General features: G+C 34.1%; 20 protein-coding genes. 13 read left to right on the plus strand and 7 right to left on the minus strand.

Going from position 1 to position 19,570, the window contains the following annotated elements:
- Positions 1-7 precede the first annotated feature (7 nt).
- Both M900_RS16895 and M900_RS17800 read left to right on the plus strand, forming a co-directional pair.
- Complete coding sequence (locus M900_RS16895) at positions 8-745, plus strand: hypothetical protein (protein WP_021273552.1); 738 nt, start codon at positions 8-10, stop codon at positions 743-745.
- Between the two features lie 198 nt (positions 746-943).
- The gene (locus M900_RS17800) at positions 944-1,249 is read left to right on the plus strand and encodes a zinc ribbon domain-containing protein (protein WP_021273126.1); all 306 of its coding nucleotides are present in this window, start codon (positions 944-946) and stop codon (positions 1,247-1,249) included.
- A gap of 154 nt (positions 1,250-1,403) precedes the next feature.
- Here M900_RS17800 and M900_RS03275 read toward each other — a convergent pair whose 3' ends face one another.
- From M900_RS03275 to M900_RS03285, 3 genes are all read right to left on the minus strand, one after another.
- Positions 1,404-1,637 carry a hypothetical protein gene (locus M900_RS03275; RefSeq protein WP_021273193.1) on the minus strand — a complete coding sequence of 78 codons (234 nt, stop codon included), beginning with the start codon at positions 1,635-1,637 and terminating at the stop codon, positions 1,404-1,406.
- A 134-nt stretch (positions 1,638-1,771) separates the two neighbouring features.
- Positions 1,772-1,999, minus strand: coding sequence for a hypothetical protein (locus M900_RS03280; protein ID WP_034730900.1), 228 nt, complete (start codon positions 1,997-1,999; stop codon positions 1,772-1,774).
- 138 nt (positions 2,000-2,137) lie between these two features.
- Positions 2,138-2,872 carry a YafY family protein gene (locus M900_RS03285; RefSeq protein WP_021273202.1) on the minus strand — a complete coding sequence of 245 codons (735 nt, stop codon included), beginning with the start codon at positions 2,870-2,872 and terminating at the stop codon, positions 2,138-2,140.
- 76 nt (positions 2,873-2,948) lie between these two features.
- Here M900_RS03285 and M900_RS03290 point away from each other — a divergent pair, with 76 nt between their 5' ends.
- The 3 genes from M900_RS03290 to M900_RS03300 are packed head-to-tail and all read left to right on the plus strand — an operon-like array spanning position 2,949 to position 4,226.
- Positions 2,949-3,317: a hypothetical protein gene (locus tag M900_RS03290; protein ID WP_021273330.1), complete on the plus strand. Its 369-nt coding sequence runs from the start codon at positions 2,949-2,951 to the stop codon at positions 3,315-3,317.
- A 5-nt stretch (positions 3,318-3,322) separates the two neighbouring features.
- Positions 3,323-3,658, plus strand: a complete 336-nt coding sequence (locus tag M900_RS03295; RefSeq protein ID WP_052600757.1) for a DUF1905 domain-containing protein — start codon at positions 3,323-3,325, stop codon at positions 3,656-3,658.
- A 37-nt stretch (positions 3,659-3,695) separates the two neighbouring features.
- Complete coding sequence (locus M900_RS03300) at positions 3,696-4,226, plus strand: cysteine hydrolase family protein (RefSeq protein WP_021273055.1); 531 nt, start codon at positions 3,696-3,698, stop codon at positions 4,224-4,226.
- 153 nt (positions 4,227-4,379) lie between these two features.
- On the opposite strand, the gene M900_RS03305 is transcribed toward M900_RS03300, so the two are convergent.
- Entirely contained in the window at positions 4,380-5,264 is an 885-nt protein-coding gene (locus M900_RS03305; protein ID WP_021273144.1) for a LysR family transcriptional regulator, read from the minus strand.
- Between the two features lie 95 nt (positions 5,265-5,359).
- Between M900_RS03305 and M900_RS03310 the strand changes: the two genes are divergently transcribed.
- The 3 genes from M900_RS03310 to M900_RS03320 all read left to right on the plus strand — a co-directional run bounded on the left by M900_RS03310 (position 5,360) and on the right by M900_RS03320 (position 6,921).
- Entirely contained in the window at positions 5,360-5,974 is a 615-nt protein-coding gene (locus tag M900_RS03310; protein ID WP_021273482.1) for a class I SAM-dependent methyltransferase, read from the plus strand.
- 11 nt (positions 5,975-5,985) lie between these two features.
- Positions 5,986-6,342 (plus strand): VOC family protein, encoded by a 357-nt coding sequence (locus tag M900_RS03315; RefSeq protein WP_021273569.1) that lies wholly within the window; start codon positions 5,986-5,988, stop codon positions 6,340-6,342.
- 87 nt (positions 6,343-6,429) lie between these two features.
- Positions 6,430-6,921: an Rrf2 family transcriptional regulator gene (locus tag M900_RS03320; RefSeq protein ID WP_034730902.1), complete on the plus strand. Its 492-nt coding sequence runs from the start codon at positions 6,430-6,432 to the stop codon at positions 6,919-6,921.
- On the opposite strand, the gene M900_RS03325 is transcribed toward M900_RS03320, so the two are convergent.
- The 3 genes from M900_RS03325 to M900_RS03345 form a co-directional block, all read right to left on the minus strand.
- Positions 6,918-7,334: a MauE/DoxX family redox-associated membrane protein gene (locus M900_RS03325; protein ID WP_021273574.1), complete on the minus strand. Its 417-nt coding sequence runs from the start codon at positions 7,332-7,334 to the stop codon at positions 6,918-6,920. The two genes, M900_RS03320 and M900_RS03325, sit on opposite strands and share 4 nt — an antisense overlap.
- A gap of 1,142 nt (positions 7,335-8,476) precedes the next feature.
- Positions 8,477-9,343: a GIY-YIG nuclease family protein gene (locus M900_RS03340; protein ID WP_021273488.1), complete on the minus strand. Its 867-nt coding sequence runs from the start codon at positions 9,341-9,343 to the stop codon at positions 8,477-8,479.
- A gap of 196 nt (positions 9,344-9,539) precedes the next feature.
- Complete coding sequence (locus tag M900_RS03345) at positions 9,540-10,271, minus strand: WYL domain-containing protein (protein WP_021273196.1); 732 nt, start codon at positions 10,269-10,271, stop codon at positions 9,540-9,542.
- Between the two features lie 556 nt (positions 10,272-10,827).
- Between M900_RS03345 and M900_RS03350 the strand changes: the two genes are divergently transcribed.
- The 5 genes from M900_RS03350 to M900_RS03370 all read left to right on the plus strand — a co-directional run bounded on the left by M900_RS03350 (position 10,828) and on the right by M900_RS03370 (position 19,558).
- Complete coding sequence (locus M900_RS03350; RefSeq protein WP_021273124.1) at positions 10,828-14,220, plus strand: TM0106 family RecB-like putative nuclease; 3,393 nt, start codon at positions 10,828-10,830, stop codon at positions 14,218-14,220.
- 142 nt (positions 14,221-14,362) lie between these two features.
- Positions 14,363-15,304: a phospholipase D-like domain-containing protein gene (locus M900_RS03355; protein ID WP_021273235.1), complete on the plus strand. Its 942-nt coding sequence runs from the start codon at positions 14,363-14,365 to the stop codon at positions 15,302-15,304.
- A 1-nt stretch (position 15,305) separates the two neighbouring features.
- Entirely contained in the window at positions 15,306-16,112 is an 807-nt protein-coding gene (locus tag M900_RS03360; RefSeq protein ID WP_034730904.1) for a TerB family tellurite resistance protein, read from the plus strand.
- Positions 16,113-17,816 (plus strand): DEAD/DEAH box helicase, encoded by a 1,704-nt coding sequence (locus tag M900_RS03365; RefSeq protein WP_021273331.1) that lies wholly within the window; start codon positions 16,113-16,115, stop codon positions 17,814-17,816.
- Between the two features lie 11 nt (positions 17,817-17,827).
- On the plus strand, positions 17,828-19,558 hold the full coding sequence (locus M900_RS03370; protein ID WP_021273234.1) for an ATP-binding protein: 1,731 nt from the start codon (positions 17,828-17,830) through the stop codon (positions 19,556-19,558).
- Positions 19,559-19,570 lie beyond the last annotated feature (12 nt).

Consider the following 19,570-nt stretch of genomic DNA (forward strand, 5'->3'; position numbering starts at 1 on the left):
GAGAAGTATGTCACTCATAAATTGTACAGGATGTGGAAATCAAATATCTGAGCAAGCAGATTCTTGTCCGAAATGCAGTCATCCTGTTTCACAATCAATAAATGATTCAAAAAATAAAAAAGAAACAAATAAATTTTTGACGATTTTTTGGATATTTATGGGTTTCATATTTATTAGGACAGTTATAGGAGCATTAAATGCAGAGAGTGAGAAAATACCACGAAAAATTGATACTGAAAATTCTTCTAATTCAAGTGTGAGAATTGATAAAGAGTTTATTCCAAGTTGGGAAATGAGTACTAGTAAGGATGATATGACAGGAGAGAAAAGTTATTATGCTTCATCTCCGAAAGCAAAAGCGATAAGTCGAATGAGTTTCCCTTACTCTGACGTTGAATCATGGATGGCGGTAGGATGTAAAAATAGCAAAACATGGGTATATTTTGGATTCTCAAATGCTCCGAATTTAAATAATACAGAAACTCATGATGGATTCAACACTTTTAACTCAAGAATAAAATGGGATAATTCTTTAGAAACCACAAGTTTTTATCAGAAATGGGGTGAACAATTTTTGAGTTTTAATAATCTTGATTATGATGCTGAATCTAAAATTAAAAATCATTCTTCGGTTATGTTAGATTTAGACTGGCACGGACAAAATAAAGCAATTTTTAGATATAGTCTAAAAGGTTCTACTAAAGCTTTAAAAAATGTCTATTCGAAATGTGGTAAGAAAATTTAATTAGAAAATTAAATGTAAAATTTTTCTATACTACTTCAATATAGCCTAAAGCCTTTTTTGGGGTATGTACTTGGCCGTAGGTCAAAAAAGTTTTGTAGTCGCAGAAAAGTAAAGAAATCTTAAGTAAGAAGAATTAGAAAATGTTCGATAATTATATAATCATATTTTTAAATAAATTAAAAAATCAGGGAGTATTTGATGGCTTTAATAAATTGCCCAGAGTGTAAAAAAGAAGTATCAGATAAAGCAAGTGCTTGCCCCAACTGCGGTAACCCATTATCTAGTCATATTCAAAAAAATCATGAGGCAGAAGATAAAATAACATCTTCTACGTCAATAGAAGTTTCTGAGAATGTTAAGAAGAGTCCTTGGGGATCCAAAGTGATTGGTGCAATTCTTTGTATTTCAGCCATTCCATTAGCATTATCGGTTAATTTGCGATTAGGTGGAGTAATGTTTTTTATTGGATTTGCTCTTTTTATAATTGGACGTTTTGGCGATTAAGTCAAACGTTCCAAGAATCAGAGGAGAAAATTGACTTTTTACTTAATAGTATAGCATCTGGTTGTATTTCATTTATGCTAACTTCTCATTTTAAATAAAGGTCAATTAGTTTCGAGGTACTATCGTTTGAAAAGTGTCTTTTTTCTAGTTATATTTAAATCTTTTTTTTTATTGCTAGTACATTTAATTTGCAGTTGAAGTTAATTTTTAGTTCTTCAAGGTGTTGTTCCTTGTAAATATTCTTATATGTCGATATTTCGTCTTGAAGATTTTGACTCATAGAAATTAAGGTCGATTTTGATATTGTTAATTGCGTTGAAATTTTATCAAAACTAAAACCTTTAGCTCTGAGTTCAATAGAATCTTTCTTTTGATCTTTTGTAATCATACCAAAATTCTATTGAGAGTAATAGTACAAGATTTAGAGTTATGATTAAATTTAATTAATCTAGTTCAAATTATTTAACATTAGCTTCTATTTTATCTTCAATGAGTTTTTTTTGATTCAAGTAATTCAGCCGTTTAGGCTTTAGGAACTTTTTCAAACTTTTGCGATAAAAGACTTCTTATATGTGTTTCCTTGAGTTTTCTTATCCAGTCTTTATTTGTGGAGGGATTGAGCGGAACTGTTGGCAGTACTATATCTTGATCAATTCCATTCCTTAATTCTGGGGGACTTAGTATTTTTCTTATCTTTTTTCTGTAATCTGAGTTTTCATAATAGATTTCAATCCCAACGAAACTAGACATTGCTATATCTTCGGGAATTGCTTTTTTATGAGGATATTGAATTTGTCCATTTTTTTTTTTTTTTTTTTTTTTCTTAGCGAACTTTTAAAAAACATGTATGAAGTGAGGAGACTCATTTAAAGAGAAAATTCATATATTTCAGAGTTGCTCAAAATATTCCTCAAGGCCCTTTGTTAAATTACCAGGATTTCTTAATGCAAAATTTTGATTTGTTAGTTTGATTTTAAGAATACGGTCAACCCTAAATAACCTCTTGTCATTTTTTGTTCTATCCCAACAAAGAAAATACCAAACTGGCCAATTAAGTAAAATTATTTGGGGTTCAACTTCTCTTTCTGAGATTTTGTCTTGTCCATCCTTGTACTTCATGACTAAAACTTTTTCATGGAAAAAGGCAATATTTAAGTCGCCTAGTATCGAATCTTTTGGAGCCATATAAGAATTTAGAACTTCCGACGAAGCCAACTTTCCGACATAAATACGACCTCGAAGTTTACGAATTAAGTTTTTCTGATCAAGTGGGAATGAATCTGAAATTCTATTTCTAATGCTTTTAAGGTTTCCACCTAAAATAGGTGTCCCAATTGCTTCCGTCACGGCCAATGAGACAAGCATACTTATCACTTCTTCATTGTTTAAGAGAAGTTTTGTTAAACCCCATCTTCCTCGTAGAGATATTCCACCTCCGCGCCCTTTATCGGAATCAATAGGATGTCCAATTTCACGGAGTTCTGCCAAATCACGCATTATGGTTCGATGACTTATTGAAAGCTTTTGGCAAAGTAACTCAGTTGTCCAATAATCCTCACTTTTAAGCAAAGATAAAATAAGTGAATGTCTTTGAGATTTGTCTCTCAGGCTACCTTTTCCCATACATTACTATCTTACCTTTTAATATGTCATATAGTGACATAATTTTAAGTATTATAGTCATAAACAAGGAGAAAGTATGAAATATAAAACACTACTAATGGGAGGATTATTTATGCTAGGTTCAAACATTGTAATTGCTGGTGACATTTTTGAGATCGTGACATTTAAATTTAAAGAAAATGTTTCCATGGAAGATCAAAAAAAGGCCCTTGAAAAACTAAATACATGCGTAAAAAAATATGAGGGATTCAAATCAAGAGAGTATTATTTTAGTAAGGATAGCAATACATGGGTCGACTCTGTGGTTTGGACATCCTCTGAGAATGCAAAAAAAGCTGCGGAACAGGTAATGAAAGATCCTGAAGCTGGGAAAATATTTTCAATGATAGATGACAAATCAATAGTTTTTTCTCATTATGAAAGAGTTGGGGGAATAAGGAAGTAACAAATTTGCAACATATTGAAAAATTTAGGTACACATTTAAAGGCAAAATTTGGAAATACCAAGGCAAGGGTGGGTGGTATTTTGTTACAATCCCCAAGGCCTTGGCCAAAAAAATTAGAGATGTCCACTATGTGTCCGAAGAAGGTTGGGGGCGTCTCAAAACGTCTGCAACCATAAACACAACGACTTGGAGCACCTCTATCTGGTATGACACAAAAATTGGATCGTACATTATTCCAGTAAAGGCAATAGTCAGAAAGTCCGAGTCTTTGACAGATGGCAGCCTTGTTAAAATTGATCTTGTTTTCAGTCTTGATAAGTGGTTTTCAAATTTAATTTAGCATCACAAAAGCTGATTTTATGTGATATCGTAGTTGCATGGAAAAAGCACTCATTGTAATTGACGTTCAGACTTGTTATCTAAAACAAAAGAAAGACCAAAAAGATGTCGATCAGTTGATTGCGACTGTTAATGACACACTAAAAAATGCCCGAGAGAAACAAATTCCCATTTTGTTTGTAGAACATGAATATGAGGGAAGGCTTATCAGATGGATGATGAAAAAATTCATGGGAGGAGCAGGGTTAAGAGAGTCAAAGGACTTTGCAACTGATCCTCGAATCGATAAGCAAAATGAAACAACAATGATTAAGACTACCGGAGACTGTTTTCAAAATGCAGAAATTGCAAATTGGGTAATAGAACAGGGTGCTAAGGACGTTGTCATAGTTGGGCAAGATGGTATGTACTGTATAAAGTCTTCGATTATTGGTGCCTTGAAAAATAGTTACAACGTTCTTCTTGTCGAGGGGGGAGTCATCGCCCAGAATCAAAAGGGATGGAATAGCTTTAAGCAAAAAATGGTCGCTTCTGGAGAAGTTCTTCTAACCGATTTTAAACTGCTTTAGTTAAATGGGGATAGAAAACTCCAAGACTCAATAATTACTTAGCATTAAATCCTATTTTTTTGTGCAGTTGAAATATTTAGCAGCTAAACATCTATTATAATGAAGGAAAGTCCCAATGTTATCCCCATTTGTCTGGAGCAGTTTAGGGGAAGTTTATGAAAAGTATTCAACTAGTTGATCAAAAACAAATCGAATTCGGCGATTGGTTTTAAGTTCCCTATGCGAAACAATCCAAGTCGAAAAATTTATCCCCTTAAATGACTTGAGCACTTTTTCAACTGATTTATCTTTATCACCGATACAGTTGGGCATTATGCCAATGCCTAGTCCGTCCTTGACTAGATTCCAATGAACGAAATGACTTTCTGTCATAATGGAGAAGTTATCTTTGGTGAGATTTAGTCCATAGGGTTTTAGACCTTCGATATAACCAGATAAATCACCTACACTGACAAAGTTTGCTTTTGATAAATCCTTTATGGTTTTAAATGGTCCATTGTTTTTTATAAATTCCTTCGTGGCATAGAAATTTCCTTGGGCATCGGAAACTTTCTTCATGATGAGATCTGGTTGCTTTGGGCGATAGTTTCTGACGGCAATATCAGCTTCTCTTTTTCTAAGATCAGCGGACTCATTTCTAGCAACAATCTCGATTTTAATACCCGGGGCCAGGTTTCTTATCTTTTTTACGAACTGAGGAAGTTGGAACGCAGAGATTGCTTCACTCGCTGTAATGGTAACTAGACCTTCTAGGTCTTCGGACTGACCCATTGCCGCTAGAGATAATTTGGATGCACCCTCCGCCATCGTTTTAACATGCTCTATTAAATCGAGACCTATTGGAGTTATTTGGATTCCCTTGCCTGTACGCTCAAATAAAACGACACCAAGTTCATGCTCGAGGGCCTGCACCTGTCTTCCTAGTGTGGATTGAGTTAAATTCAAGGCCTTCGCAGCAGCAGAGTAGCTGCCTTTTTCTGCGGTTACGAGAAAGGCTTTGGCGCGGTTCCAGTCAAAATTAAGAGTTCTATAGTCCATTGTGATACTTGCAAATATGCATAGGTTATGTGCTTATTTTGGCATTTGTTTTTAATTAATGCAACTGTATAGTAGGAGATAACAAGGAGCTGAACATGAGAACATCAGCAGAATTTTGGGATAATATATCACACAAGTATGCAAAGAAGGCGGTGCCTTCACAAGATATCTATGAAGAAAAGCTATCGAGGACACAGAAGCTTTTTAATAAGGATTCGATCGTAATGGAGTTTGGTTGTGGAACGGGGACAACAGCTTTAATCCATAGTCCTTTTGTGAAGGAAATTGTCGCTTATGATTACTCCGCTGGAATGATCGATATCGCTAATCAGAAAAAAAATGAGAAGCAGTTAAGCAATGTCACTTTTGAGGTTAAGGCAGTAGAGGATATACCGTTTCATACTAATACTTATGATGTCATCATGGCCCATAGTGTTTTACATTTAACTAAAAATAACGAGCAAATTCTTAAAAAAGCTTATGACGCTTTAAAGCCTGGAGGCCATATGGTCTCTAGTTCAGGGTGCATCAAGGAGATGAATATTTTTATTCGTGGCCTTATTCCTTTGCTCGCTTCAGTGGGGAAGGCCCCTGAGATTACCACGTTTACAGCTAATGAGATGATCGAGTTGCATAAACAAACAGGCTTTAAAATTTATGATGCTTGGTCTTATAAAAAAGGTGAGCTATTTTTAATCGCTCAAAAATAAAAGGACAAAATATGAAAATGAATTATACCGTTCTTGGTACCAATGATATGGAAGCTGCGATAGTGTTTTACAACTCTTTATTTGAAGGGATGGGGCCTTTTAAGATTTTTAAAACAGATCGAATGAATTTTTGGCAGTTTGAAAGTTTTGCTTTTGCCGTGGCCGTTCCATTTGATAAGGGGCCTGCAACAAATGGAAATGGAACGATGATTGGGTTTGATGTTGAGACAGAAGATGAAGTTAAAAGATTATATGCTAAGGCGATAGAGCTCGGTGGGTCTTGTGAAGGGAAGCCATCTCGAAAAGGTCCAAGATTCTCCGGATATGTGAGAGATCTCGATAATAATAAGTTATGCTTTTTTAGCTAAGTACATTTATGTTTCCTAAGCTTTATTTGTTCTCTTCTAATATGTTATACTTCAATAGAGTTTAGAAATTAGAATAGGTGAAAAGCTTTGAAATTAAGAAATCAGATAGAATGGGCAATACATTGTATGGAGTTTTTGGCGAGGGCCCCGAAAGGGGTATTCATACCGACAAAAATTCTTGCTAAGTTTCATGGGATTCCTAAGGAGTACTTGTCTAAAGCTTTACAGCAATTGGCCTCGAGTGGACTGATTGAAGGAACTCTAGGGCCGAGAGGTGGTTACCAATTATCAAAAGCACCATCCGAAATTAGTCTCTTAGAGATTGTTGAATCGATTGAGGGAAAGAAAAGAACTTTTAACTGCCAAGAAATTCGTTTTAATAATCCTTGTCTTAAAAAGAAGGACAAAGATAGAAGCGTTAAGTGTGCAATCGCAAGTGCCATGCTCGAGGCCGACGAGGCATGGAGGAGAGTTCTTGAAGACAAGAAACTTTCTGAAATCGTCACCGATATCAATTCGCAAGTTCCTGCAGAGATCTTTGAAAAGGCAGAAGAGTGGGTAAATGAAGAAATGTCTTAGCCCTGTGCTTTTTTGATTCTCCAAAAGATATACCAATTTGACGTGGCCAATAAAATTGTAAAAATAATAAAGTCATAAGCTTGCTTAAAGCCTAATGAGAAAATCATACTAATAGTGAAGGTCACTAGAAGTAGAAAACTTGCTAAGAAAGTTTCTTTTAATTTAATATTGAAGACGAAAAAAATCGCCAATACAAGCTCGACAATTGTCGCGACATAGCCCAGAACGTAAGAGAGTTGCTTTGGAAACCATGGGGTTATGCTTGCTGTATAATTCAAAAACGTCTCAAAATTTCCCCAGACAACTCCCATATTTCCAGCAGGACCAAGTAGGCTTAATCTGTCTGCAATTACCCATAAGTATGTCGTAGCTAGAAAAAATCTACAAACAATAACAAAAATTTTGAAAGACATATTTTCTCCTTGAATTTATTAAGGATATAATATATCCTTAATTTAGGATTAGCAATAAGTTTTGTAAAAAGGAAAATATGAGTCAGGACAAGAAGTGGAAGATTTTTTTCTTTTCTATATTTTTAGGAAATCTCTGTAGTGGGTTATGGATGTTAATAAGTCCTGTTCATTGGTATGAGAACTTTCCTGGTCGAATCCCAGATTTTGGTCCCTTAAATGAACATTTAGTTCGTGACTTAGGATGTATATTTTTACTTCTAAGTATAATTTCATTTAAGTCCATTTACGATAGTTCATGGAGAAGAAATACACTTTTTATACTTCAGGTTTGGTTTACTTCGCATGCCATAGTACATCTCTTTGATACTTTCCGAGGTCTCGTTGCCATAGAGCACTTATATATGGATATTCCTTTGTGTCACTTACCACCAGTCTTAATTGGGTTTATGCAGTTTTATTACTACAAAGAACACAAGTCAGAGTCAAAGGAGTTTGCTTGTTGAAATTTTTCTTCTTCACCTTGGTTGGAATATATCTAGGGTTGTCTCCTTTTTTAACTTACTACTTTTCTCATGGGCCAGCTTGCCCATGTCATGCTTTGATAAACTTAGACGATGAAATAGACTGAGTAAGGAAAGTTTGAAAAACCTCCTCTGTAGATTAATTCAATTTTTCCATGACGTCGGTTAAAGGCTAAATTCATAGTTTTATTTATGAATAACTAATTTTTTATGATTGACATTGTGCAAAGTGGTTACAGTTTTATTATTTTTCACACCAAATTTTAAAGTTTTGATGCTGATATAGGACCCCTACCTTCCCTACAAAAAATGTAAGAGGTTTACTTTTAGTATGTATAGAGCAATCCAAAGTTGATTGAAAGCGAATACTATCTGGTCCCCAACAATCAATAGAAGCAATTGAACCCGCAGCCCAAGGGTCGAAGGTACACTCAAATAAGGATGTTTCCCATATTTTTGTCTTTTTGTTTAGGTACATAAATGATGGTTCAGCCATTGTAGTGTTCTTAGTAAGAATAAATTTGTATGGAGCTTTGTCTTCAGCGCAACATTTTAAAGATAAAGTTGAAAGTAGAAGAATAATGGAAATGTTTAACAATATTTTTTGTCTCATACTGACATCTATTTAATTTTTTTATTATTTAATGTTTTTATTCTAAAGTTCTCTTTATGCTTCTTGTTGTTGAAAAAATAAGAAAAAGACTTGATTATCATTTCTTCAATTTGAACTCTGTATTTTATTAAATCTTTCGGGAGTACATCAAACCTAATTTTGTTCCAGTTCGGAATTTCTGTTCTTTTAGATTTGAAGCGTGTTTTAAGTTCCTTGGCTTCGCCAATATAGAGCTCTTTGTTTTTTTCATCGACGAGATAATATATAACGTTTCGCTGATGTTCTAAACCTTCAAAGTCGTCTTTAGTAAACCATTCACTTTTCGAAATTTTTTCATGTCCTTTAAGTTCATCCTCAATTGATGAGATAGATGGTGACTTCGAGAGTATTTTAAATAGCTCTGGGAAAATTGGTTTTTGAGTAAACTGTGGAGTGAAAAATATAGTGTTTGATTCATTGAAGTATTCAATATCTAGAAATTCCCAAAAGGGAATTTCTTCTTCAATCTCGTTTGATGGAATTGATTTGAGCTTATTTTTGTTTTTTCTTAAAAGTGCTTCTAAATATCGAAAATAAGTCATTGGGAAAAGATTTTGGAGTATTTTTAATACTTCATCATCAAAGCAAATCAGCCATGCAGGATTATTTCTCATTTTTGAAGATTTTCTAATGTAGCCCTTGAACTCAGTTTTAATATTTTTAAACTTAATATTAACAATCGAGGTCTTAGTTTTTCCTGGATCTTTGAATCTACTTTTTAAAACCCATATGTTGACATAGGCATTAGGAATAGTTGTTGTTCTATGCTCAAATATTGAAGCGTCAACCTTCTTTCTCCACACTGGTACTTTTATATCGGATCTTTCTGTTGTCATGAAAATCTTATCGGTTTCTATTCTATCTCCATTAGGGCGATCAAGAGATGGGGGTTCAAAATTATCAATATGAGAAAATCTCGGTTAAGAAAAGTTTATTCAAGCGCGATTAGACTATGATGATATTATAATGAATATAATTAGAGCTGATTTGAATAGATGGCCCATACTGAACCATCCTGTATTTCTTGTGATTTCAAGCTGACTTCTTTAGATAATAGGAAGGTTGGTAATTTGTCGTCTTTGATCCTTTTTTAGTATATGTTGGTTTAAGTCCAAGTTCATCGCATATATTGTTGAAAATCTTTTTTGATTTTTTATCAACAAGAAACCAAAGGCAACCACCTTTAGCCGTTTTGTCTAATGTTTTGATTTTGGTTTTGGAACATTTCGAGATTAATATTTCATACTTGTCTGTAACATCGTCGGATTTAATTGTTACTTCAGCTGGAGACGACGCGGAAATACTTTGATTATCCATGATTATAAGGCTTTTAATTCTTCTCAATGCAAAAGTTCTATCTTCGTTTCTGACTGAACAGAAACCTCTGAAGCAAAGCTTATTGGCCATCTTGAATATGCTGTGTGGTTTGATTTCTCTTTGTGAATCTTTCCCTTGAGCATTTGTATACTCTATTTCAATCGATTGATCTTTATCTATCGCATCTTGAATCATCTTTTTGAATTTTGCCGAATTATTTTTTGCACTTATAGAGCTTTGAAAATAGTTTTGGCTATTTCTGGAATAATTATCATAAAAATAATCATCATCGTTTTGTTTTATCGGATTTGAGATAGTAGTATTCTTTGTTTTCGAGCTAGCTACTTCCTGGGGAATTGATGATTTATTTGAAATTGGTTGTTTCGATTTTCCCCCAATAAATAAATAATAAAAAAAGACTATTGAAAAACATACTAAAAACTCCATCATTACCCCCTGACGATATATTAAATAAAGCAATATAGATGCCAAGTTAATTGAACGAAAATCTGTTATTTATAGATTGATACTTCAAAAAATGTTCAATTTTTAGTCTCTTCTGACCAAAATATAAGCAAAATTTTCTTATCTGTGTACCGACAGGTAATGAATGTCAGCTTCGTCGCAGCACTTAAGAAACTTTTTTGATGTCTCTTTTTTTAGATGTTTTACGTTTTGATTAATTTTTCTTAATCCTGGAGTCGTTTGAAGTAAAGACAACATAAATCTTTTCTCTATTAACCTATTTGCTAGGACTCTGTCTCTCTCTTTGCTAATCATTGCTGTTATTCTGTTGCAATCGTATGTTGCTATCAAGTTCTAATACAGCTTTATAAATAATGAAATTATAAAAATATACGATATCATTGTAATGATATTTTTAGATATATAGCCGAAATATAATAGAATCATTTATTAACTTTAAGTTTATTTATAAAACTCGACTCTTAATGATTAATATTTCTTGATTAATTAATTTGACTCATAAACCCGAATGGTTATCATGCAAAAAAAAGACGACAAATTTATTCTCTCCGCTGGAGATATTAACGGTTTTTTAAACTGTAAAAGACTGACTGAATTAGACACTCTTGTAGCTAATAAAGAACTTATTGCTCCTGAATTTAGTAATCCTCACTTGAAAATTATGCAAGAACGTGGCTTTGAGCATGAAAAAAGCTATGTGGATTATTTAATTGAGCAAGGCCTATCGTTTGAAAGTGCGGAAGTCGGGGTCGGGGAAGATGGATATCAAAAAACTATTTCTCTGATGAAGAAAGGTGTCGATGTTATTACTCAAGGAGTATTGAGGCTTGATGGATGGTATGGACGTAGTGATGTACTTAAAAAAGTCCTCATGAAGTCTAAACTTGGTGATTACAGCTATATTGCATTAGATACAAAGCTCTCTAGAGAAACAAAGGCCGGGTCAATTTTACAATTGTGTTTATATTCAGAAATGTTGGAAGAGATACAAGGTATTTTGCCTGAGGTGATGTTTGTTATCACACCTGAGGATGATGATACGTTTAATGAAGAGTGTTATCGTGTTGATGATTATCAAGCCTACTATAGATTAGTTAAAAGTAAGCTTCTGGAGTCCTTGGGAAACATTCAAGCTTACCCTGAACCAGTAGGTCATTGTGATGTGTGTAGATGGTGGGAGAGTTGTTCTAAAAGAAGGCGTGATGATGATCACTTGTCCATTGTTGCGAATATTACTAAATCACAGAGAAAAGATCTAGAAAGTATTGGCATTAATACGATGAAGGCCTTTGCCTCAGCGAATATAGATGATTTCAAGAAGCTTCCTTCTGGTACTAATTTAAGATCTTTAGAGCTTTCAAAAGAACAAGCGAGAGTTCAAGTTCAAGCAAGAGAAAGTGGCGAATTAGTTTCAGAGTTTATGCCATTTGAGGACGGAAGAGGTCTAAGTCGCTTACCAGAGCCAAGCGCAGGAGATTTATTCTTTGATATCGAAGGTGACACATTTGTTGGACGTCATGGTATCGAGTATCTGCTGGGATTAACATATTTTGATAATGGAAGTCAGAAGTATCAAGGCTTTTGGGCGATAAAACCTTCTCTCGAAAAACAAGCTTTCACTGAACTCATGGAATTCATTTTACAACGAAATAGAGAATTTCCTGATTTTCATATCTATCATTATGCAGCCTATGAACCGGGAGCTATTAAGAGATTAGCTCAAAGATATAGTATATATGAGGAAGAAGTAGACAACTTATTGAGGGCAGATAAGTTTGTAGATCTTTATGGAGTTGTTAGGCAAGGTATTAGAGCAAGTGTTGAGAAGTACTCTATAAAGGACTTAGAAGCTTTTACTGGATATGAAAGAAAGATCGCTCTTAATGATATGATCATTCATAAAAGAGCATTAGAACATAATTTAGAGCTGAGTCGCTATGATGATATCAATGAGGCGATGATAAATGCTGTTCAATTGTACAATCAGGATGATACAGATTCAACTCTTGTATTAAGGAATTGGCTAGAAAAAAAGCGGTCCGAAGCAATAGATGCGGGTAATGAAATCTTAAGACCTGAAGCTCCAGAGCTAAATGTAAGTGAGGAGATAAGAGAGAGAGATCAAAGGTTAATTGATATTAAAAATGCTCTAATCGCAGGCATTGATTTTGATAGCGATTTAAGTAGAGAGGAAGAAGTAAAAGTTTTATTAGGTGATCTTGTCTCATTCTACAGAAGAGAAGAAAAAGTTGCATTATGGGAGCTGTTTAGACTTCGTGTGATGAACGAAGCAGAACTACTTGAAGATAAGTCAGGCCTTGCAGGTCTTCAATTAAAGGAACGTGTCGCCCCAACAGGGAGGGCGAGAACATATACTGATGTATATACTTATCCTTATCAAGAAGCAGATTTTAGATCGGGGGATGAAATCTTTGAGTGCGGAGGTGTGAAAGTCGGAACGCTTGTAGAATATAATCCTTATGAAAGAACGGTAAGAGTAAAAAAGACTGCTGCTACAAATGATCTTCATCCAACATCGATATTTCGGTTCTCCATTGTCCGAGCAAATGAATTAGAAGAAAGTAGTATTAAAGTATGCGAAGAAATAATTGAAAATGGAATGACGGATAAAAAATATAAGGCTATTAAAGATATTCTTTTGAAAAAGAATCCGGATTGTAGTGTGCAAATCCAAGTACCTGAAAATAGTTCAGTGCTTGACCATGCCTATAATATTGTTAGCTCTTTGGACAGTTCGTACCTGCCAATTCAAGGACCACCCGGAGCTGGAAAATCATATACAGGAAGTCATCTCATTCAACATTTATTGAAACAAGGAAAGAAGGTCGGAGTAAGTGCGATTAGCCATAAGGTTATTAACGGACTCTTAACGTCGACAAAGAAGCTAGTTGGCGATGAATTTCAGATCATTCACAAGGTAAGTGATCAAACTGTGGAATATGATTATCGAGTGACAAAGAAAAACCCAGATTGTGAAGCACTGGCAAATGGAGAAGAACCGGTCCTTATTGGTGGAACAAGTTGGTTATTCGCTAGAGATGGTATGGAACAAACATTAGACTATCTATTTATCGATGAAGGTGGACAGTTGAGTTTGGCAAACCTGCTTAGTATCTCTAGATCTGCAAAGAATTTGATAATACTTGGAGATTGCCAGCAGCTCGAACAGCCAATTCAAGCGGCCCATCCTGATGGGGCAGATCTTTCGGCCTTAGAATATATTCAAGGGGAGAGTGCAACTATACCAGAGGATAAAGGACTGTTTCTTGCAAAAACCTTTCGTCTTCACCCAGGGATTTGCAAATTTAATAGTGAGTTATTTTACGAGAATAGACTTTATTCAACAGAAGGGAATGAAGGCCAGAATGTTACAGGACCGATGAATTTAAAGCCATTAATGTATCTAGAAACAGTTCATACTGGAAACTCAAATTATTCACTCGAAGAAGTTGAACGTATTGATCAGTTAATTAATGACTTAGTAAAAAAAGAGCATGAATTTTCTATCTTCAATAATAAAACTCAAAAGCTTGAGACTAAAGTTCTTGGTCTTGAGCATATTATGGTCGTGGCTCCTTATAATGCACAAGTGCAACGATTAAAAGATAAACTTCCTGATGGAGTTGAGATAGGAACAGTTGATAAGTTTCAAGGTCGAGAGGCTCCTATTGTTATTTACTCTGTGACAACATCAAGTCCTGAAGATGCTCCACGTGGAATGGATTTTCTTTATTCGCAAAGTCGATTGAATGTAGCATCAAGTAGGGCCCAGTGTTCTTTTATTATGGTTGCGAATAAAGAAATTTTTGAGCCTTCATGCAAGAGTCCAGCGCAGATGAAGTTAGCGAATGCTTATTGTCGGTTTCTTGAGTTTTCTTTAAATAGATAACTCTGAAATGATTGAATTTGATCTGGTATAACTTTAATGTTTTTTGAAAGCTGAGGTTTATCAATACTCAGTGATCTGTAAAGGTATATTGATTACAGATTAAAATGGAATAAGCCGATTATAGTATAAATAAGGAAATTATGTGATATTTTTAGCCGCTAATCTTTTTAGTGATATTTTACAAAAAGTAAAAAAGAGTAAGACAGATGTGACTATTTTTAGCCCATATGTAAAAATATCGGTACTTAAAGAATTATTAGGTTTTCAAAGCTCACGTCTTAAAAGATCTATAGTCATAAATCTCTCTGTGCAGAATATAGTAAATGGTTCGATCGATCTTGAAGTGTTAGAATACTGTATTAATAATAATATCAAAGTCTATGTGAACAATGATTTACATATGAAAGCATATATCTATGATATGGAATCTGCTCATATTGGTTCAGCAAATTGTACTAATTCAGGTCTAGGGACAAACGAAACACCAAACTTGGAATTACTTATATATACAAATGAGCTTCCACTTCACTTCCTCTATTATTGTAATCATATTATACACAAGTCCAGGCTTCTATCTTTGGATGATCTAAAAAGAATATATCAGATCATTAATGACTTAGAAATTCCGAATACTAAGATTCAAGAAGTTGAGCTCATTTTAAAGAAGGATGAGCCTCTCAAAATCTTAGCATCTGAGTTACCACACACTAGTAATGTAGATTCTATTTTTTTCTATATAAAGAACGGTGAAATACATGAAGACGAAAGCTATATTTTACACGACATCTATATGTTTGATCTTCAGAATTTAAACGCTTCTAGTTTGAATGAATTCAAGAAGAAGCTAGAATTTAGGCTTTTTGAACATCCATTCCTAAAAATGATATTTGATTCTTTTAATGAATCTATAAATTTTGGTATGATTCGAAGGCTTCTTGAAAAAAAATGTGAGGATGATCCTAGACCATCGAGAATTGATGTTAACGTTTTGATAAACAACCTAATTAACTGGATAGAATCTTTTGACAGTGAAAATTATGAAGTTATTCAACCCAATCATACTAAAATATTAAGGAAGAAATAACATGGAGAAAATCGACATATATTTACGTGTTTGGTCTCTGTTACGCGTTTTTTTCTATTTGGAAAATAAAAGAACAGCTAAATCTATAATGCGGTTCAAAGAGATATTAAAACGTTGGAATCTAGGAGAAGATGCTTACGAAATCGGATTCTTTGGAGAAGAGCCTTTTGAAAGAAGTTTAGAAGCAACCTATAAGGAAGTGAATGCTTTTTCACAGGATCTTTTGATTGGGATGGATGAAGTTGTTTTAACTGTTTTGTTCTCAGATTTATGTGACGTTATATATTCTGATGGAGAAATTGGAGAACATGAAAAAGAACTTTTGAACATCCTGAAGAACAATTGGAAATCGGTACTAGATAAAGAGCTTGACTCTGTTTTAAAAATTCAGCCAGGAGAAAACATATTGCCTCAGAATTCTCTTGTTGCTTTGGGGTACCTTTTTCTTATAACGATGAAGTCAGATGGGGTTATTGATAAATCAGAGATATCTAAGTTAAGGGCAAATTTAAAAGTATGGAATAATGAAAATGCAAGATTAATACTTGCTGCAATAAATATTGCGGAAAATGCTGTTGAGTCAAATGATATTCTAAAGATATTTGAGGAACAAAGCTACTTTAATGATGAGATTAAAAATCTAATAGTGCGTTGTTTAGAATATTTAAAGGAAAATGAATATGTTGGTGTTCGTAGAATCATGTACCAACAATTGATGGGCGTGATTTTGGCAGATAGCAAGATACATAATAACGAAAGATGGATAAGAGAAAAAATCAGAGAGATTTGGGATGATATCGAGGGATAGATGTATAAAAAATTAGAAGATTTACTTTTAAAATGCCCTTTTGAGCATCTTCAAAAAGCGCTAGGTGAAGAGATTATAAATCTTGCAGAATATATTAACGATGACTTGACGCCACGTAAGTTAGTTGGAGTTACTATAGGAGGATTTGGAAAATCGATTTTAGAATTAAAAGAAGTACGCTTTATTTTATTAATTAACAATTTGAAGAGTAACGAAATATTAGATTTAGGAAATAGTATTAAGTTGTCCGAGGCAGACCCCGCGAAAATGGCTTTGCTGATTGCTAGTATTCCATTTTCAGTTAACATCAAGACTAAAAAAATATTGGAGGCTCTTGGTTTAAGTGATGATTACATGCCAAAGTTAAAATCTTCAGTAGAGAGTGGGCAAGAAAAAATTTATAAAGATAAAAATAGTTTTCTCTATGAGCAGCTAGATTATCAGTATGACATAAGACGTAGATTGATTAGGCATTATAGACAAATTTCTGGTAGTCGTGCTCTTATTCATATGCCAACAGGGGCGGGAAAGACGAAAACTGCTATGCACATAGTTCAAGAGTTATGGCGTTATGATTACAATTCGACTGGATTCGTATTGTGGGTTGCTCACTCTGAAGAGCTATTAAGGCAAGCTACTGAGACCTTTAAAGATGTTTGGAGATTTCTTGGCCAGTTCGATGTAGAAATTATCAATCTTTGGGGAAAGTTCGACTTGCCGGAAGAACTACCTGAAAATGCAATTATTTTTGGTGGTATTCAAAAACTACAAGCAATTGCCAAGAGAAGTGGAACGGAGATTAGTAAAATTAGTGAGGGATTAAATCTTGTTATTGTAGATGAATGTCACAAAGCCCCAGCTTCTAAAACTTATGATCTATTATCAACCCTACTAAATAGTAAAAATGTATTTAATAAGTTTCCCAATCTCTTAGGTTTAACTGCTACCCCTGGAAGAGCAGGAGGTTATGATATTGAAGACGTTAAATTAAGACATTTATTCGAGAATATAAAAATAGGTATCAATATTGATTTAATGAATAATTATGATCCTGGCTTTGAACATGCTACAAATGCTATTGAGTTACTCCAAAGGAGAAATATTCTTTCTACTTTTTATCGAGATCCCATACATCTAAGTATGGATGATTTAAACTTATCACCCAGCGAGATAAATTCTTTGAAAAAATCATTAGCATCAGATGGTGAAAAAGAGATTTCTTCAGAGGTAATGAATAAAATTGCGAATAACAAAAAAAGAAATAAGTTGATAATTGATAAGCTTTTAGATTTGGAAAAAAATGGAGTTAAAACTATATTTTTTGCTTGTAATGTCAATCATGCAAAAATGATTACTGCTGCTTTATATTTAAACAAGGTCAAGGCTGGTTTAGTTCTTGGTGAAACAAACTCTGTAGAAAGAGAAGATGTTATTTCTGCATTTAAAGACAACGAATCAGATATGAAAATTTTGATTAATGTAGGAGTACTTACTACTGGCTTTGATAGCCCTAATATTGACTGTGTTTTCATTGCTCGTCCTGTCTCTTCAGTTATTTTATACAGTCAAATGATTGGCCGGGGAATTAGAGGAAAACTGATGGGAGGAAAACCTGTATGTAAGCTAATTGATGTTATAGATAATATAAACTTTGGTGATGAAAAATGGGCATTTAATTATTTTGATTCATATTGGAAAATTTAAAGGAAGGATTTATGTCGAATATAATAAATATTAAGAACTATACTGATGCTTTAAGAAACACCGGTTATCGAAATGTGGAGAGTGCTATCGCTGAAATTGTTGATAATAGTCTAGAGGCTGACGCATCAGATGTTCTCATTGTTTGCTCCTTAGATTCTTCGAGTGGTAGAAGAGGGGTAGAGGAAATTGCTATTCTAGACAATGGCATAGGAATGGATATAGAGACGTTAGAGAAATGCCTTGTTATCGGAGAAAGTACTAGAAGAAGTCGAAAAGGAATGGGACGATTTGGGGTTGGATTACCACAAGCCTCGCTTCATGTTTCTCCTCGAGTAGAAGTATATTCATGGCAAAAATGTGGAGACATACGACTTGTATATTTAGATATTGAAGCTATTAAATCGGGAAAACAAGAGAATGTTGGCTATGAAGATTTAGCTGAGATTCCAGCAAAGTATAGAAAATATATGACCAACTTTAATTTTAAAGGGAAAAAAATGGACTTCTCTGAGTCTGGTACCCTCGTTATCTGGAAAAACTGTGATAGGTTAAGGCCTAGAACTGTTGCTCCATTATTCGATAGGTTTAAGTTTTTACTGGGAAGGAAATTTAGATATTTTGTTCATGAGGGTAAGCACAATATTGGCCTAACAGTCTGTGAATCATCAGAATATGATGAGTTATTAAAGCCTAATGATCCTCTGTGTATAATGAATGATAATATGATCTTAGGTGATTTAAACGATCCCAAGCAAATAAGAGGTGATGGTGAACCAATTTTTGAGTATTGGGAAAACGGTGATGTTTGCGGAGAAGTAAATTTGAAAATTCCTTATCTAGACAAAGGGGGCAATAAAAAAAATGGCACAGTGACAGTAAAGTTTAGTTGGGCGAAGTCTGACTTTCACCAAGCAGGCGGAGAGAGTCAAATTGGTAAATTTATCAAAAAAAATGTTGGTGTTTCAATTGTAAGAGCAGGGAGAGAAATTGATTTCGGAAAATTTGATTTCTTTTCTGATGTAAATGAACCACAACATCGCTGGTGGGGGTGTGAGGTGAGTTTTGAGCCGGAGCTAGATGAAGTTTTTGGTGTTGCAAATAATAAACAGCAAGTAGAATTATTTGAACTTGATGGTGATGATTATATTGACGAAGAGATTAAACCCGTATGGTTTACTTTGAATGACTTAATTAATAAGGAAATTTCAAACATTTTTAAAGCTTTGAAAGCGAGAAAGAAAGGAACAAGGGCAGCTGTCAAAAAGACTACTGAAGAGCAAATTGTTGCAAATGTAGAAAAAGATAATAATACAACAACGGCTTCAAGTCACTTCAAAAAAGAAACTTCCACTGAGGACTTATTAAAATTAGCAAAAGAAAATTTAGTAGATAATGGGATACCTGACCCAAGTGAAGAAGAGCTAAAAGAGGCTTTGTCTGTCCCTGTAAAAATTCAGTATAAAGATCTTGGGGACAATTCTACCTTTATAGAAGTTAATAGTAAAATGGGAAACACTTGGCTTACCATAAATACGGGTTCAATTTTTTATCGTGATCTTTATTCTAAACTAGAGAACTATGATGAATCAGTTAAAAGAGCATTAAATTTAATACTTATGGCTTATGCAAGAGCAGAGGATGAAGCTTACAATAATAAAACATTGTATGAATCATTCCATGACGTGAGAGAGCAATGGGGAATCAAGTTGAGAAAATACTTAAAAACTGATTATCAAGCTTAAAATGGAGTTTAG

This window comes from Bacteriovorax sp. Seq25_V, from assembly GCF_000447795.1.
Taxonomy (GTDB): Bacteria; Bdellovibrionota; Bacteriovoracia; order Bacteriovoracales; family Bacteriovoracaceae; genus Halobacteriovorax_A.